General features: G+C 60.8%; 12 protein-coding genes and 1 tRNA gene. 9 read left to right on the top strand and 4 right to left on the bottom strand.

All coding sequences use genetic code 11. From position 1 onward, the window contains the following. Positions 1–38: 38 nt before the first annotated feature. From KCG44_RS08915 to proC, 5 genes are all read left to right on the top strand, one after another. Positions 39–1,121, top strand: a complete 1,083-nt coding sequence (locus KCG44_RS08915) for a cysteine desulfurase family protein (RefSeq protein ID WP_255536454.1) — start codon at positions 39–41, stop codon at positions 1,119–1,121. Continuing rightward, positions 1,118–2,251, top strand: coding sequence for a cysteine desulfurase family protein (locus KCG44_RS08910; RefSeq protein ID WP_218445731.1), 1,134 nt, complete (start codon positions 1,118–1,120; stop codon positions 2,249–2,251). The genes KCG44_RS08915 and KCG44_RS08910 overlap by 4 nt, the downstream gene beginning before the upstream one ends. Continuing rightward, a complete protein-coding gene (locus KCG44_RS08905) occupies positions 2,248–2,580 on the top strand; it encodes a 2Fe-2S iron-sulfur cluster-binding protein (protein ID WP_218445729.1) in 333 nt (110 codons plus the stop codon). Before KCG44_RS08910 ends, KCG44_RS08905 begins: the two co-directional genes overlap by 4 nt. Before the next feature lie 92 nt (positions 2,581–2,672). Further along, entirely contained in the window at positions 2,673–6,140 is a 3,468-nt protein-coding gene (locus KCG44_RS08900; RefSeq protein ID WP_218445728.1) for an indolepyruvate ferredoxin oxidoreductase family protein, read from the top strand. A 91-nt stretch (positions 6,141–6,231) separates the two neighbouring features. Then, positions 6,232–7,044 carry a pyrroline-5-carboxylate reductase gene (proC, locus tag KCG44_RS08895; RefSeq protein WP_218445727.1) on the top strand — a complete coding sequence of 271 codons (813 nt, stop codon included), beginning with the start codon at positions 6,232–6,234 and terminating at the stop codon, positions 7,042–7,044. Here the strand turns inward: proC and KCG44_RS08890 are convergent. Then, the gene (locus KCG44_RS08890) at positions 7,041–7,562 is read right to left on the bottom strand and encodes a MarR family winged helix-turn-helix transcriptional regulator (RefSeq protein WP_218445726.1); all 522 of its coding nucleotides are present in this window, start codon (positions 7,560–7,562) and stop codon (positions 7,041–7,043) included. The two genes, proC and KCG44_RS08890, sit on opposite strands and share 4 nt — an antisense overlap. A 96-nt stretch (positions 7,563–7,658) precedes the next feature. On the opposite strand from KCG44_RS08890, the gene KCG44_RS08885 reads away from it, so the two are divergent. The 3 genes from KCG44_RS08885 to KCG44_RS08875 all read left to right on the top strand — a co-directional run bounded on the left by KCG44_RS08885 (position 7,659) and on the right by KCG44_RS08875 (position 12,689). Beyond that, complete coding sequence (locus KCG44_RS08885; RefSeq protein WP_218445725.1) at positions 7,659–8,567, top strand: branched-chain amino acid aminotransferase; 909 nt, start codon at positions 7,659–7,661, stop codon at positions 8,565–8,567. Between the two features lie 112 nt (positions 8,568–8,679). Next, positions 8,680–11,355, top strand: a complete 2,676-nt coding sequence (locus KCG44_RS08880; protein ID WP_218445723.1) for an SLBB domain-containing protein — start codon at positions 8,680–8,682, stop codon at positions 11,353–11,355. 50 nt (positions 11,356–11,405) lie between these two features. Next, on the top strand, positions 11,406–12,689 hold the full coding sequence (locus tag KCG44_RS08875) for a nucleotide sugar dehydrogenase (RefSeq protein WP_218445722.1): 1,284 nt from the start codon (positions 11,406–11,408) through the stop codon (positions 12,687–12,689). 19 nt (positions 12,690–12,708) lie between these two features. On the opposite strand, the gene KCG44_RS08870 is transcribed toward KCG44_RS08875, so the two are convergent. Together KCG44_RS08870 and KCG44_RS08865 are read right to left on the bottom strand one after the other, a co-directional pair. After that, the gene (locus KCG44_RS08870) at positions 12,709–13,446 is read right to left on the bottom strand and encodes a YdcF family protein (protein ID WP_218445721.1); all 738 of its coding nucleotides are present in this window, start codon (positions 13,444–13,446) and stop codon (positions 12,709–12,711) included. After that, on the bottom strand, positions 13,443–14,444 hold the full coding sequence (locus tag KCG44_RS08865; protein ID WP_218445720.1) for an NAD-dependent epimerase: 1,002 nt from the start codon (positions 14,442–14,444) through the stop codon (positions 13,443–13,445). Before KCG44_RS08865 ends, KCG44_RS08870 begins: the two co-directional genes overlap by 4 nt. A 144-nt stretch (positions 14,445–14,588) precedes the next feature. Here KCG44_RS08865 and KCG44_RS08860 point away from each other — a divergent pair. Beyond that, positions 14,589–14,663 (top strand) — tRNA-Gln (locus tag KCG44_RS08860). 18 nt (positions 14,664–14,681) lie between these two features. On the opposite strand, the gene dgcA is transcribed toward KCG44_RS08860, so the two are convergent. Then, on the bottom strand, positions 14,682–15,668 hold the full coding sequence (gene dgcA / locus KCG44_RS08855) for an N-acetyl-D-Glu racemase DgcA (protein WP_218445718.1): 987 nt from the start codon (positions 15,666–15,668) through the stop codon (positions 14,682–14,684). Positions 15,669–15,721: the final 53 nt, after the last annotated feature.

The raw sequence follows: 15,721 nt of genomic DNA, 5'->3' as shown, positions 1-15,721 counted from the left end.
ATATAGGCAGACCACGTCAATTCTCAACGGAATCCCGCTTGTCGCGCAATGAACACATATATCTCGATTGGAACGCCACCGCGCCCATGCGCGCCGAAGCGGTCGATGCCATGCGGGATGCGGCGGTGAACTGGGCCAATCCTTCGTCTGTTCACGCTCCCGGGCGCGGCGCGCGCGGCGCTTTGGAAACCGCGCGCGAGGAGATTGCGGCGGGGCTGGGGGCGTTGCCCGACCAGTTGATCTTCACCAGCGGAGGTACGGAAGCCGCATCGCTTGCCATGCAGGGCGTCGCCGCAGACCGCCGCTTCGTGTCCGAAATCGAGCACAGCGCCGTGCTGGCGGCGGCGCCGGATGCCGCGCGGGTTCCTGTCAATGCTAACGGGACCGTCGATCTCCGTGCGCTCGAAGCGCTGCTGGATGGCCGGCCAGCCCTGGTTGGCGTGATGCATGCCAATAATGAAACCGGCGCGATCCAGCCGATTGCGCAGATATACGAACTGGTCAACGCAACCGGCGGCAAGCTGTTCGTCGATGCGGTACAGACCGCGGGGAAAATGCCCCTGCCGCCTGCGGATTTCCTCGCCGTTTCGGCGCACAAGCTTGGCGGCCCGCCGGGAACGGGCGCGCTGATCGCCCGCTGTGCGACGGGACTCTCCGCCCTTCAGAAAGGAGGCGGTCAGGAGCGCGGACAGCGCGGCGGCACTGAAAACCTTCCCGGCATTGCCGGTTTCGCCGCGGCTGTGTCCGCCTGTCGTCGCGGCTGGCTGAATGACGCTGCGGCACGGCGTGACAGGCTGGAGACGCGCCTTCGCGCTGCCGGCGCACATGTCTTTGCTGCCGATGCCGAGCGCCTGCCGACGACCAGCATGATCCGCATGCCGGGCGCGCAGGCGGCGATGCAGCTTATCCACTTCGATATGGCGGGCATTGCCGTATCGTCCGGCGCGGCCTGTTCCTCTGGCAAAGTTGCCGCCAGCCACGTGCTGCGGGCCATGGGCATTGCCGAGGCGGAAGCGGCGGAGGCCATTCGGGTCAGCACTGGCTGGTCCACCACCGACGCCCATGTCGACGCATTTTGCGATATCTGGGAGCGACTGGCGGCGCGGCGGAAAGCGGCATGAGCATATATCTCGACTATCAGGCCTCGACGCCTGTCGATCCCGGCGTGCTGAACGCCATGCAGCCCTATTGGGAAACATATTTCGCGAATCCGCATTCGGATCATCGCGCTGGATGGCAGGCCGGGGCGATCATCGACGTGGCGCGAAACCAGGTGGCGGGTCTGATTGGTGCTGCTTCCGAAGGCTGTATCTTCACCTCCGGCGCAACCGAGGCGAACAATCTGGCGCTGAAGGGCGCGATGCAGGCGGCGCCCGCGGGGCGTAACCGGCTGGTCACCGTCGCCACTGAACATAGCTGCGTGCTGGAAAGCGCGCATTGGCTGAAGCGGCAGGGCTATGAACTGACCGTGCTGCCAGTGGATGCGGGCGGACTTCTGTCGCTTGATGCGCTCGGCGCGGCACTTGGCGACGATGTCGCGCTGGTGTCCGTGATGGCGGTGAACAACGAGATTGGCGTTATCCAGCCGCTTCAGGCCATTGGCGCGCGCGCGCGGGCCGCAGGGGCGTTATTTCATACCGACGCCGCGCAGGGTTTTGGCAAGATTCCGCTGGATGTCGAGGCCATGCACATCGACCTGATGAGCGTGAGCGGCCACAAAATCTACGGGCCAAAAGGGATCGGGGCCCTGATCGTCAGGCCCGGCGTGACTTTGTCGCCGCAAATGCATGGCGGCGGCCAGGAGGGCGATGGTCTGAGATCCGGTACGCTTGCTCCTGCGCTGATTGCGGGGCTTGGCAAAGCGGCGGAAATCTCGTCCGGGCGAATGCGGGAAGACGCTGAGCATGCAGAAAAAATGTGGAACATCATGACGTCACTCCTGCCGCATCCGCACCGCATCAATGGCAGCGTGGCCTCGCGCTGGCATGGCAATCTCAACATCGCCTTTGCCGATATTGATGGCGCAAGGCTGATCGCGGACTTGCGCCGACTTTCCATATCGTCGGGCGCGGCCTGCGCCAGTGCGAAAGGACGGACCAGCCACGTCCTTGAAGCGCTTGGGCTCTCGGGGCCTCTCGCAAAGGCCAGCCTGCGCATGGGCTGGGGGCGGTTTACGACACAGGCCGACATCGAAGGAGCTGCCGCCATGATCAATGACGCCATAGAGGCGCAGCGGCGGGCCGCCGCATGACAAGGGTGCGCTTCCTCGATTCCAGCGGAAATGTGAGGGCGGAAATCGACGCACCTCCGGGTCAGCAACTCCTCAAACTGGGGCAGAATGAGGGTATGCCGCTGGAAGGAACATGCGAGGGACAGATGGCCTGCTCCACCTGTCACGTATTGATGACGAATTTTGTGGGCGAGGCGCCGGCGGACCCGACCGAGGAGGAAGAGGATATGCTTGACTTCGCGTTCGGCGCGGCACGCAATTCGCGATTGTCCTGTCAGCTATATACATCAGAAACGCTGGAGCTGATCGAGGTGCGAATGCCTGGCGGAAGCGTCGACATGTCTCGTTAGCATTCCGTAACGCAGGGATCATATCCGGCGCAGCATTGTTGCGTGGACCAAAAATGGTCAGTATAGCTGACCCATTCTTTGGGAGACCTGTGATGGCCGCGACGCCCGCGCTTGTTCATAATGTTCGTCTGGATGACAAATATCAGCTGAATGAAGGGCGCGTCCTGATGTCCGGGCTACAGGCGCTGGTTCGCCTGCCGCTGATCCAGAAACGCCGTGACAGAGAGGCGGGCCTGAACACGGCCGGCTTCATTTCGGGTTATCGCGGCTCACCGCTGGGCGGTTATGATCAGGAACTCTGGCGCGCCAAGAAGATGCTTGCCGAGAACGACATCGTTTTCCAGCCAGGTATCAACGAGGAGTTGGGTGCGACCGCCGTCTGGGGCTCCCAGCTTGTCGGCATGAACCAGCACCGGAAATATGACGGCGTCTTCGGTATCTGGTATGGCAAGGGGCCGGGCCTCGATCGTGCCATGGACGTGGTGAAGCATGCAAATGCTGCCGGGACGACGCAGCATGGCGGCGTATTGGCAATTGTCGGCGACGATCACGGCGCGAAATCGTCCACGCTGCCGCACCAGTCCGATCACAATTTTCAGGCGGCATTCGTGCCGTTTCTCTACCCTGCGAATGTGCAGGAATATGTCGAATATGGGCTGCTTGGCATCGCCCTGAGCAGGTTCGCCGGGACGTGGGCGGGTTTCAAGGCCACGGCAGATACAGCCGAGACATCCGCGACGATCGACCTCGCCTGTGAGAATCGCCAGATCATCATACCCGAATTCGACATGCCTGACGGCGGCCTTGGAATTCGCCCCAATGACGTGTGGCGTGAGGAGGATACGCGTCTGCAGCGCTATAAGGGGTTCGCGGCGATGGCCTTTGCGAAGGCCAATAAGATCGACCGGATCGTCTGGGACACGCCAAAGCCGCGCCTCGGCATCATTACGACCGGCAAGGCCTATGCCGATACGATGGAGGCTCTCGACGAACTGGGCGTCACCGAAGACATGGCCAGGGACATCGGCCTTCGTATCTACAAGGTTGGCATGCCCTGGCCGCTGGAACCATCGGGCATTCAGAATTTCTGCGAGGGGTTGGAAGAAGTCCTCGTCATCGAGGAAAAGCGCGAGTTCATAGAGTATCAGGTGCGCTGGCAGCTGTACAATTGGAAGGACAGCGTCCGTCCCAGGGTTGTCGGCAAAACCGACCAGCATGGCGCCTGGGTGTTCAATCCTGACAATGAATTGACACCCGGTATGATCGCGCATGTGATCGCGCGGCGGATCCAGCCCTATCATGACACCGAGGAAATTCGGAACCGCCTTGCCTATTTCGACCGGCGCGTTGAACTGATCGACAATTACAAAGCGCCGATTAGTCGCACGCCCTATTTTTGTTCCGGCTGCCCCCACAATAGTTCGACACAGGTTCCTGAAGGTTCCCGGGCGCTTGCAGGCATTGGCTGCCACATCATGGCACTTTGGATGGATCGGGAAACCGAAAGCTTCACGCAGATGGGCGGCGAGGGCGTCACCTGGGTCGGCGAAGCGCCATTTGTGGATGAAAAGCACCTGTTCGCCAATCTTGGTGACGGCACGTACTTCCATTCCGGAATTCTGGCCATTCGCCAGGCGATCGCGTCCGGCGTTAACCTGACTTACAAGATTCTCTATAATGACGCCGTCGCGATGACGGGCGGGCAGCAGCATGACGGCGAAGTCTCCGTCGAACATATCGCCGCTTCCATGCTGGCCGAGGGCGCGAAGAAAGTCGTCGTTCTGACCGAAGACATGGATCGGTATCCAGGTGGCCGCGTCTCCGGCGTCGAGGTGAAAGACCGCGACGAACTGACCAATATTCAGAAGGAATTCCGAAAGATCGACGGCGTATCCGTCATCATTTATGATCAGACCTGTGCCGCCGAGAAGCGCCGCCGCCGCAAACGCGGGACATTTCCCGACCCCAATACACGCGTGATGATCAACAGCGCTGTCTGTGAAGGTTGCGGTGATTGCTCGGTGCAGTCCAACTGTGTGTCGATTGAGCCTCTGGAGACCGAATTCGGCCGCAAGCGCCGCATCAACCAGTCCAGCTGCAACAAGGATTACAGCTGTCTCAAAGGTTTCTGCCCAAGCTTCGTCACCATTGAAGGCGCGGAGATCAAAAAACAGAAAAGCCAGGATGTTGACCTGACCGGCGTACCGATGCCCGGCATTATGTCTCCTGGCGATGGTTATAATGTCTTTATCACTGGTGTAGGCGGCACCGGCGTGCTGACCATCTCCGCGATCATCGCCATGGCCGCGCATCTTGAGGGCAAGTCCGCCACGACGGCCGATATGGCCGGCCTCGCGCAAAAGGGCGGCGCAGTTTATTCGCACGTCCGCCTGGCGGAGAGCGACGATGCGCTCACCAGCCCGCGGATCATCACGGGCGGTGCCGATCTGGTACTGGCCTTTGATGCCGTGGTCGCCGCCGATCGCGCCGGTCAAAACATGATGTCGAAGGAACGCAGCGCCGCCGTCGTCAACGCCGATATCGCGCCGGTCAGCGACTTTGTCCGCAACCGTGATCTCGACTTCCAGGCGAAGTCCATCGAAAAGCGTATCCGGGAGGCTGCCAACCCGAATGCCACCAGCTTCGTCGCCGGTGATACGATTGCGACAGCGCTCCTTGGCGATGCCATCGGTACGAACATGCTGCTGACGGGCTATGCCTGGCAGCAGGGGCTAATTCCGCTGTCGCATGACAGTATCGCGGCGGCCATCGAACTGAATGGCGTTGCGATCGACTTCAACAAGCGCGCGTTTGCGCTTGGCCGCCTGCTGGCGCACGATATGGCGAAAGTCACGGCCATGGTGGAGGATGCCAAGGGCCCACCGCCTGAGCCGCTTTCCGAAACACTGGAAGAGATTATCAATCGCCGGCACGCGCAACTGATTGAATATCAGGACCGCGCCTACGCGGATCGCTTCGCGCACAGGATCGCTGCGGTACGCGCGGCCGAAGACGCGGTGCGTCCGGGGTCTACCGCGCTTTCGGAAGCCGCGGCAAGATCGCTTTATAAGCTTATGGCATATAAGGATGAATATGAGGTCGCGAGGCTCTATACTGACGGCCGTTTCGCGGACCAGCTGGCGCGGCAGTTCACTGGCAATTACAAGATGAAGCTGCAGTTATCGCCGCCGCTGTTCGCGGCGAAGGACTTGCGCACCGGACGTCCGAAGAAATATGATTTCAACGCGAAACTCATTCTCCCCGTTTTCCGTTTGCTGGCAAAGCTGAAAGGTCTGCGCGGCGGGACGCTGGATATCTTCGGCTACAGTGAAGAACGCCGCGCCGAACGCGAGGCGATCCCGGAGTTCGAAGCTGCACTGGACCGGCTGATCGCCGGGCTTCGGGAAGATAATCATGAGCTTGCGGTCACGCTGGCTGGTCTGCCCATGGACGTGCGCGGATACGGTCCGGTCAAGGACGCGCAGGCGAAAGTGGTTGCGGCGCGTGCGGAAGCGTTATGGGCGCGCTGGCCGGGCGAAGAAATGCGCAAGGCCGCCTGACGCCAGGCCCGTTTGATGGCCGCCGCCTCGGCGGATTGCCGCTGCGTTTGGGGCATTGTCTCATGAAGGGCAGGCCGTTACATGCCCGGGAATGGCTACGAACAAAATCAGAACATTGTGGGTAATCGGCGGCGGCAATATGGGCGGCGCGCTGCTTTCACGCTGGTGTCTCGCAAAGGTAGCGGATCGTATCGTTCTGGTCGATCCCGCCAATATTGCGGTTCCTGCTGGTTGCGAGAAATTCCCGTCGATCGCGGATGTGGACGGCATCCCCGATATCGTGGTCGGCGCGGTGAAACCGCATCTGGCGGCGACCGCTCTGGCTACGCTTTCTGAACGTCTTGACGAGCGCAGCCTGTTCATTTCCGTCATGGCAGGGCTTGGCCTTGCCAGGATCGCCGCGCTTGTTCCTGCCGGGACGCCGGTCCGGGCCATGCCCAACACGCCGGCCCAAGTAGGGCGCGGCGTCACGGGTCTGTATGCGGACGATCTGACTGAAGAACAGCGGATGGTGGTTTCGAAACTGTTCAATGCCGTGGGCATAACGCACTGGTTGACGGAGGAAGGACAGTTCGATGCGCTGACGGCGGTCTCAGGATCTGGCCCGGCTTATGTGTTCCGCATGGTGGAGGCACTCGCAGCGGCGGGGATTGCGGCGGGACTTCCCGAAAAGGCGGCACATGCGTTGGCGCGCGGCACGATTATCGGTGCCGGTGAACTGCTGCGCCAGGATGAACGCAGTGCCACGGAACTGCGAGTCGCGGTCACTAGTCCCAACGGGACGACGCAGGCTGGGCTTGAAGCCCTTGACGAGGAGCCAGGTCTGCCCGCCGTGGTCAGGTCGGCAGTCAGGGCAGCCGCCGCGCGTTCACGGGAAATGGGTCAGGAGGACCAGGCCGACTAGCGGTCAGCGGCTTGCATGATGAGTATTTCATCCCGGCGTTCGGACGGCAGCAGGTCGGCCAGAACCTGCCAGAATCCGGACACTGAATCCTGTCCGGCGGCGGCGTAGGCCCCCGCCATGCGCAGGCGTAACAATTCGAAAAGTTCATGTTCGAGGCGCAGGCCGGCGTCGGTCAGCGTGATAAGGCGTTGCCGCCGGTCGCGTTTGCCCTTTTCCAGCGACGCGAGTTCCCTTGTCGTCAAGTCGCCCAGGACCCGGCTCAGCGACTGTTTTGTTATGTTGAGCAGGCCAAGCAGGTCACCAACCGACAGGCCGGGGCGGCGCGCGATAAAGTAAAGCGCACGGTGATGCGCGCGGCCAAGACCGCTCTTTGCAAGCCGTGCATCCGCTTCGCGAATCAGGTCGGTGTAGCCAAAATACAGCAGCTCGATGCCGCGGCGGACCTCGCTTTCCCGCAGAAAAAGCGGCGATGCCTCCGGGACGCCCGGCGGCGTGCGTGGGGTAGGAAGGTCAGTCATGCTGCCATGTTCTTGCACCGCTCGCAGCTTTTCGGCAAGGAAGATGCGTGTAAACCCGGTTTCCGAAAATCGAACTTTGCAGAAAGTGCTCCTGATATGGCTGAATCAACTGACCCGCTCGCAGAGCAGACCTATGATGACCGCGACGGATGGATCTGGTTTGATGGTGAGCTAAAGCCCTGGCGCGAGGCGAATGTTCATATTCTGACCCATGCGATGCATTATGCCTCCGCCGTATTTGAAGGGCAGCGCGGCTATAATGGGAAGATCTTCAAGATGGAGGAGCATAATCAGCGCCTCATCGATTCGGCGAATATTCTTGGCTTTGATCTGCCCTGGTCCCGCGAAGAGATTGACGCCGCCTGCATCGACGTCATGGAGAAGAGCGGCCTGAACGATTGTTATCAGCGGCCGATTGCATGGCGCGGTAGCGAGCAGATGGGCGTAGCTGCCCAGAAGACGAAGCCGCATCTGGCCATCGCAGTTTGGGAATGGGGCGCGTATTTTGGCGAGGATGCCATTCGCAAGGGCTTGCGGATGAATATTGCCAAGTGGCGGCGCCCGGCACCTTACACCGCGCCCACGAACGCAAAGGCCACGGGCCTTTACATGATCTGCACAATGGCGAAACATGCCGCCGCTGACGCGGGTTATGGCGATGCCCTGATGCTCGATTGGCGCGGACAGGTTGCGGAATCCACTGGCGCCAATATTTTCTTTTTGAAGGACGGAAAGCTGCATACGCCAACACCGGACTGCTTTCTGGATGGCATTACACGCCGGACCGTGATGGGAATTGCACGCGAGAATGGCATTGAGGTCGTCGAGCGCGCGATCTGGCCGGAAGAACTCGAGGGTTTTGAGCAGTGCTTCCTCACAGGGACGGCGGCAGAGGTGACGCCGGTTTCGGAAATTGGCCCTTGGCGGTTTGAGGTGGGCGAACTGTCGCTCGGTCTGCGCAAACAGTATCTCGACATGGCGAACGGCCGACTTAGCAATAAATAGGCCCGGGGCCATATGGTTGCCGATGACAGTTGGTACCGCTAATGCGCGGTGCGCTCTTTTAGTAAAAAACGCACTTCCAGTCGATGGCGGTTCAACGAGGAATTCAAAAGGCATGAAACTGTTCGGGTCGCGTCGTCAGCCGTTCGGGGTTTGCGCTCTTGCAGCCGTTCTCGCGCTGACGTTCGCGTCATTCATAACGCTGCCTGGATACGCGCAGCAGCCATCGGCTGAGCTAATCGAACGGCTTCAGCGGCAGGCGGGCGGCGGCCTGCCAAAGGCCGACCCTGGGGAGCAATTGGACCGGCAGCGAGAGCCCGATATTCGTGAGCCGTCTTTTAGCGGCGGCGAACCAACGCTTGAGGAACTGGAAGTTCGCAGGGCGCGTTCGCGCCAGCAATTGGACGCGCTTCTGCCGGTATCGATCCTCGAAGAGGAATATCGTGAGCGCCTCGCGTCGGAAACTCTTCGGCAATTCGGCTACGATCTCTTCCAGTCGGCACCCGGAGAGCTGACCCCGATAACCGGCGAGGTCGGCGACTCGTACGTGCTTGGCGTTGGTGATGAACTCCTCGTCACGTTTTCCGGCGCGACGAGCAGCAGCAATACAGCCCGCGTCGCGCGGGATGGACGGCTGATCGTCGCTTCGCTGCCCCCGCTTCAGGCGGCGGGCCGCACGCTCGGCAACGTCCGCCGGCAGATCGCCGGTGCGACTAGGCGCAATCTTCTTGGAACGGATGTCTATGTCTCGCTTGGCGGCGTCCGCTCGATCACGGTATTGGTAGGCGGTGAGGTCGCAAGGCCGGGACAGTATCAGGTGACATCCATGGCCGACATTGCGTCGGTCATCGCGCGGGCAGGCGGCATTCGTAAAAGCGGTACGCTGCGCAATGTGAAATTATATCGGCGCGGCGCAGCGCGGACGGTCGATCTCTATGGCCTGCTCGGCATTGGGACACCTTCGTCCGCCGGCGTTCAGGACGGCGACAGGATCATCGTGCCCGTCATCGGCGATACCGTCGCCATTAGCGGCGGCGTCGCGCGGCCAGGGATTTACGAGATTCGCGGCAATACCACGCTTGGCGATGTATTGGCCTATGCTGGCGGCGCCGTTCCGCCGCGTGGTTATCGCGTCTCGGTCAGCCGCATCGAGGATGATGGCCAGGAAAATTTCGTTTCGCTCGATGGCCCGAACTCCCGGCTGCGCGCAGGTGACGGCGTCTTGATTCTCGGCGGCAGTACGGGCGGCAAACAGAACCGCGTTTCGCTCGCCGGTTTTGTCAGCAATCCCGGACCCAGGCCCCTTGGCGCGGCGGGGACCGTCGCTGATCTTATCGGCTCATCGCAGGAACTTCGGCTCGGTACCTATCTGCCGATGGCCGTCCTTCGCCGTCGCAGCCTGACAAGCGGGCTGCAGGAGTTTGAAGCCGTCGATCTGCTGTCCGCGCTGGACGGCACATCTCCCGTGCCTCTCCGCGCCGAAGACCGGCTGATTATATTCAGCAGGGATGATATTTCCTTTCTGAACAGCACCTCGGTACGGGAAATTCTCGCCGGCGGCCAACACGCGGAATGCCCCGTTCTTGAGGATTTGCGCGATCTTGTTTCCGATACGCAGTCACCCCGGTTTAATGCCCTGCTGCGTAACAATTTCTACAGTGAGACATCCGAAGTCGTGGCGACCGGCCAGCTGCTTGCGGGCAATGATGGCGCGCTCGAAAATATGCCCGAACAGGATATCGAAAGCCCATGTCCCGAAGTGTTCCTGGAGAATGTGGAACTGCTTACGTTCGTGCTCGAACAATCCGTGAGCATTGGCGGCTCGGTACGGCGCCCGGGCGCTTATCCTGTCGCGAATAACGAGTCTGCCGCAACAGTCATTGCCGCTGCGAACGGTGTCCTGGCCGCTGTCAGGGACGGCACGATTGAGGTTGTGCGCGGCGACCAGTTTGACCGATTTGCGTTGCCCGCTGGCGGCGACGTTTCCGGGCTGGCGAACATAATCGTCGGACCCGGTGACGAATTGCGCGTAACGGCACCGCTTCGGAATTCGGAAGATGGAACTGTATTGCTGACAGGAGAATTTGTTAGCCCCGGTCTCTATGCGATACGCCCAGGCGAGCGGTTGTCACAGCTGATCGCAAGGGCAGGAGGCTATACGCAGAATGCGTATCCATATGGCGCGGTCCTGACGCGGCAAAGCGTACGGGACGCGCAGCAAGCAGCGCAGGCAAGGACCGCGCGCCAGCTGCGTGAAACCGTGCTCGCGCTCGCCGCGCGCGATGAGGTCGATGCGGAGGCGGTCGGCGCTGTATCGCAAATTATCGATTCCATGTCGAAGACAGACATGCCGGGGCGCATGGTCGTCGAGGCGGACCCCTTGGCCCTCAGGGCCCGCCCCGATCTCGACCCGCTGCTGGAGGGCGGCGATGCCCTGCATGTCCCCAACCAGCCCACGGCGGTTTACGTTTTTGGCAGTGTTCTCAGTCCAGGCGCGCTTCAGTTCCAGGCCGGCAAATCGGTTGACGAATATGTCAGTGAGGCCGGCGGTACCGCTGGAAATACCGACAAATCGCGTATTTTTGTCGTCTATCCGAACGGAACGGCGCAGCCAACGCGGCGCAGTTTCTGGCGGCGGTCGGATGTCGTCCTCCCGCCGGGGTCGACGGTCATCGTACCGAAAGACCTGACCCCGCTTCTCGGCCTGGAGATCGCACAGACCATCACTGGCATATTTGGCGGTATCGCGCAGGCAATCGCCACCACCCTTATTGTTGCTGACCGGAATTAAACTTTTTCTGCCTAAGCGGCTTAGCGAATCAACCTGAAAGGACACCCCCCGTGACCAAGCTGTCGCCGGAATCAAAAATCGCCGTGATTGGCCTCGGCTATGTCGGTCTTCCGCTCGCCGTGCAGCTGGCGAAGCACTTCGATACGATCGGAATTGACGTGAACGCCGCGCGGGTGGCTGCGCTGAAGGGGGGCCACGATTCGACCGGTGAGGTTGCCGATGGCCCCCTGCAGGCGAGCAAGCTGGCCTATTCGGAAAGCATGTCGGACGCGGCTGATGCAGACATTCTGATCGTCACCGTGCCGACCCCGGTCGATGCCGCGAATCAGCCGGATCTCGGCCCGGTCCGCGGCGCCACGCGGGCCCTCGCCGGTGTGCTTGATGACCGGAAGGTCCGCACGATTGTGTACGAGAGCACGGTGTATCCCGGCGTTACCGAGGAAATTTGCGGTCCGCTGATCGAGGACGTTTCAGGGTTGAAACAGGGGACGCATTTTTTCCTTGGCTACTCACCCGAACGTATCAATCCGGGCGACAAGGTGCATACCGTCGACAAGATTATGAAGGTCGTCTCCGGCGAGAATGCGGAGATCGGCAATATGCTGTGTGAAATGTATGGTCAGGTCACGTCTGGCGGTACCTTCCTGGCCGCCTCGATCAAGGCAGCGGAAGCCGCGAAGGTCATCGAGAACGCCCAGCGCGATATCAACATCGCGTTCATGAACGAGATCGCGGTCATCTTTCAAAAGATGGACTTGTCTGTGCATGATGTGCTGGATGCTGCGGGGACGAAGTGGAACTTTCTGAAGTTCTCGCCGGGCCTGGTCGGCGGTCACTGCATCGGCGTCGACCCTTATTATCTAAGCTATAAGGCACAGCAACTCGGTCATCTCCCGCGCGTTATTCTTGCGGGACGATCCATCAACGATGGTATGGGCGCTTTCGTCGCCGACCGCGTTCATGATCATTTGCTGAAGGCAGGGAATGTTCTTGTCCTTGGGCTAACCTTCAAGGAAGGCGTGCCGGATCTCAGAAACTCGAAAGTCGTCGACGTGATCGACCGGCTGAAGTGGCTGGGTCACAATGTAACGGTACACGATCCGCTGGCTGATCCAGCGGAGGCGGAAGAGGAATATGGCCTGACGCTGGACTCAGGCGCGCTTGATGGACGAAAATATGACGCTGTTGTCATGGCTGTTGCCCATGACGAATATGTCAATTTGGACGACGCCAAGCTCAACGACCTGGTGAAACCAGGCGGCCTGCTGGCCGATATCAAGGGGGCATGGCGTGAACGCGATATTCAGGGCGACTTCCGCCGCTGGCAGCTCTGAGGGTGCGTAGGAAAAAACGCTAAAGCCTGCCGCGCAGCCGGTACCAGAGCAGACCGACATATTCGTGCACGCCAATGCTCAACTGATAGGCGTTGTTCGCAATATTCGGCGCCCACCGGATCGGCAGCCCCGTCTGCGCATCAACAGGGTAGGGAATGACGTCCATGCCCGCGGCGGCCGCGCATGCCATTGATCTTGGCATGTGGAAACCGGATGTCACGAGAAGCGTGCTGCCTGTCGGTTCCTGCGCTGAATAGCCGGTGAGATTCTGACAGGTGTCGCCGGTGCCCTCAACCTCGGTAATCCGGTCTGCCGGGACGCCGCCGATCTGCCAGTAGCGTGACGTGATATCGGTATCGCTGGCAGGGTGAACCCCGTCTTCGCCGAACCCGGCCACCCAGATTTTCGCACCCGGATACATCTTCGCCAGTTCGAGCGTGGCGGACAGCCGGTCGCCGTGAAAGCCGGTCTCGACGCGGCCGGTTCGAGCCGACGCACGAATATGTTCCCCGCCAGTCAGCATCAGGATATTGTCGGGTGCCTGTTCCGGCAGCTCCCACGCAAACTGCTCTTCCAGCGAAAGCACCAGATAAGGCCCCGTCGGCAGGAACAGCAGGCCGATGGCGAGCAGTGTTCCAAGACCCGTCAGAAATTTTGCCAGACGCTCGCGCCACGTAAACAGCGCATATGTTCCCGCCATGAAGCACCAGACGGGCCATCCCGCCGGTCCGAATATGCCCCACAGCAAATAGTTCATCTCAGACCGTGATAACGCATGTACCAGTCGACGAACCTGGGGACGCCCTCGTCTATGGTCGTGGTCGGTTCGTAGCCAAGATCGCCCGAGATCGCGTCGATATCGGCATAGGTCGCGCGCACGTCGCCAGGCTGCATCGGCATCATGATCTTCTCGGCTTCCTTGCCGACAGCCTTCTCGATCAGCGAGATCATGTGGCCAAGTTCTTCGGAACGGTGATTGCCGATATTGTACAGTCGATGCGGGTTAACCGAGCCCCCCGCCTTCGGCTGGCCATCATCGGGCGGCGTATTGTCGAGGCATGCAACGACACCGGAGACGATGTCGTCAATATAGGTGAAGTCGCGCTGCATATTGCCCTCGCCGAAGACATTGATCGGCCTGCCTTCCAGAATGGCCTTTGTGAACAGCCACATGGCCATGTCGGGGCGTCCCCAGGGACCGTATACGGTGAAAAAGCGCAGGCCCGTTTGGGGCAGGCGGTACAGATGCGAATAGGTTTCGCTCATCAGCTCATCTGCCTTCTTCGTCGCGGCATAAAGGCTGATGGGCCGGTCGACACGGTCATCGACACTGAAGGGCAGGTTGGTATTGCTGCCATAAACCGAAGAGGACGAAGCGTAGACCAGATTCTCCACGCTGTCGGAATGACGGCAATATTCCAAAAGGTTGATATGTCCAACCAGATTCGACTGCACATAGGCGTGCGGATTTTCTATGGAATAGCGGACCCCGGCCTGCGCACCCAGATGGGCCACGTGCGTTGGCTTATGCCCCTTCAGCGCTTCTGTGAGCGCGTCCTGGTCGGCGAAATCGACTTCAAGAAAGGTGAAGCCATTGTGGCGGCGCTGCAGGTCGGCAATGCGGTCACGTTTCAACTTCGTGGAATAATAATCGTTCACATTGTCGATGCCCACGACAGTCTCGCCGCGCGACAAAAGCCGGTCGGACAGGTGATAGCCGATGAACCCTGCGGCTCCGGTTACCAGATAGGTCATGCGCTGCATTCTCCAAAGTTAATCGCGGGTGCGAGGTAGCGGCCACGCGGCCATGCGGCAACCCGCCCTTTGCATCTGCGAACGCTTCTATTACATGCGCCCTTCCAAATCCCTGCCGTAGCGGGATTCGGGCATGTCAGATGTTGGGGCGTCGCCAAGTGGTAAGGCAGCGGCTTTTGATGCCGCCATTCGCAGGTTCGAATCCTGCCGCCCCAGCCAGACAGTTCGATGAACAGGCTAGCCCCATAGCTCCGCCGTCGGTGGCAGCACGTCCGATCCTTCGAAAGTGAGCGCGTGTTGACGATCTCTCGCCAGCAGGAGCGGTCCGTCGAGGTCGGCGAACTGGCCCTGCATGGCGGCGTAGAAGGCGGGTGCGATGCCAAGGGACGTCGACAGCATGCACCCTGTCATAATGCCGATGCCAGCCGCGCGCGCCGCCTCGATCAGCCGCAACGCTTCCGTCAGGCCGCCTGATTTGTCGAGCTTGACGTTGATGAAGTCATAATGGCCAAGACAGCTATCGAGGCTGGCGAGGTCATGCACGCTCTCATCGGCGCAAAAGGGCACGGCGGCGCGCACATGTTCCAGTTCGGCGTCGCGGCCCGCTGGCAGCGGCTGTTCGATGAGTTCGACGCGGTGGACGGCCAGCGCCGCCGCCATTCTTTCGATATCAAGATCACCCCATGCCTCATTCGCATCGACGATGAGACGAGTGTGCGGCGCGGCGGCGCGGACGGCGGCGATGCGCTCCTCATCGCCTTCGCCGGCCATTTTGACTTTCAGGAGTTCGCGGGCCGACGCCATGCGCGCCGCGGCGGCCATGACTTCGGGTTCGCCGACACTGATTGTATAGGCAGTCAGGATCGGCGCAGGTTTCGGGAGGCCGATGCGCTCCCAGACGCGGCGGCCGGTCAGCTTTGCCTCGGTATCCCACAGTGCCGCATCGAGCGCGTTGCGCGCGGCGCCTGCGGGCAGTGTTTTCAGCAGGTCTTCCCGCGTGATCCCGCCTGCGACAGCGGTTGCCAGCTGAAACAGGTCGGTCGCGACGCCCTCGGCGGTCTCGCCGCGATAATAAATGGGCGTGGCTTCACCGCGGCCGACGATATTCCCGATGGTGATTTCAGCGACCACGACGTCCACATGGGTCTTGGCACCGCGCGAAATCGTGAATGCGCCGTCGGTCGGGAAACGCTCTATGCGAACGGAAAGGATGGGCTGTGGCATGGTGGCGGTCATGCCGGAAACGGGGCGGTGCTGTCCATCGCGAAGCGATGCGG

The organism is Pacificimonas pallii, from assembly GCF_019204005.1.
Lineage (GTDB): Bacteria > Pseudomonadota > Alphaproteobacteria > Sphingomonadales > Sphingomonadaceae > Pacificimonas > Pacificimonas pallii.
The sequence above is the reverse complement of the archived record's forward strand: the minus strand, read 5'-3'. Positions and strand labels throughout refer to the sequence as shown.

What these genes read in the sequence shown, in the direction of transcription:
- KCG44_RS08910 (WP_218445731.1), top strand. Translation starts at nt 1,118, where the DNA reads ATGAGCATATATCTCGACTATCAGGCCTCGACGCCTGTCGATCCCGGC.
- KCG44_RS08905 (WP_218445729.1), top strand. Translation starts at nt 2,248, where the DNA reads ATGACAAGGGTGCGCTTCCTCGATTCCAGCGGAAATGTGAGGGCGGAA.
- KCG44_RS08900 (WP_218445728.1), top strand. Translation starts at nt 2,673, where the DNA reads ATGGCCGCGACGCCCGCGCTTGTTCATAATGTTCGTCTGGATGACAAA.
- proC (WP_218445727.1), top strand. Translation starts at nt 6,232, where the DNA reads ATGGCTACGAACAAAATCAGAACATTGTGGGTAATCGGCGGCGGCAAT.
- KCG44_RS08890 (WP_218445726.1), bottom strand. Translation starts at nt 7,562, where the DNA reads ATGACTGACCTTCCTACCCCACGCACGCCGCCGGGCGTCCCGGAGGCA.
- KCG44_RS08885 (WP_218445725.1), top strand. Translation starts at nt 7,659, where the DNA reads ATGGCTGAATCAACTGACCCGCTCGCAGAGCAGACCTATGATGACCGC.
- KCG44_RS08880 (WP_218445723.1), top strand. Translation starts at nt 8,680, where the DNA reads ATGAAACTGTTCGGGTCGCGTCGTCAGCCGTTCGGGGTTTGCGCTCTT.
- KCG44_RS08870 (WP_218445721.1), bottom strand. Translation starts at nt 13,446, where the DNA reads ATGAACTATTTGCTGTGGGGCATATTCGGACCGGCGGGATGGCCCGTC.
- KCG44_RS08865 (WP_218445720.1), bottom strand. Translation starts at nt 14,444, where the DNA reads ATGACCTATCTGGTAACCGGAGCCGCAGGGTTCATCGGCTATCACCTG.
- dgcA (WP_218445718.1), bottom strand. Translation starts at nt 15,668, where the DNA reads ATGCCACAGCCCATCCTTTCCGTTCGCATAGAGCGTTTCCCGACCGAC.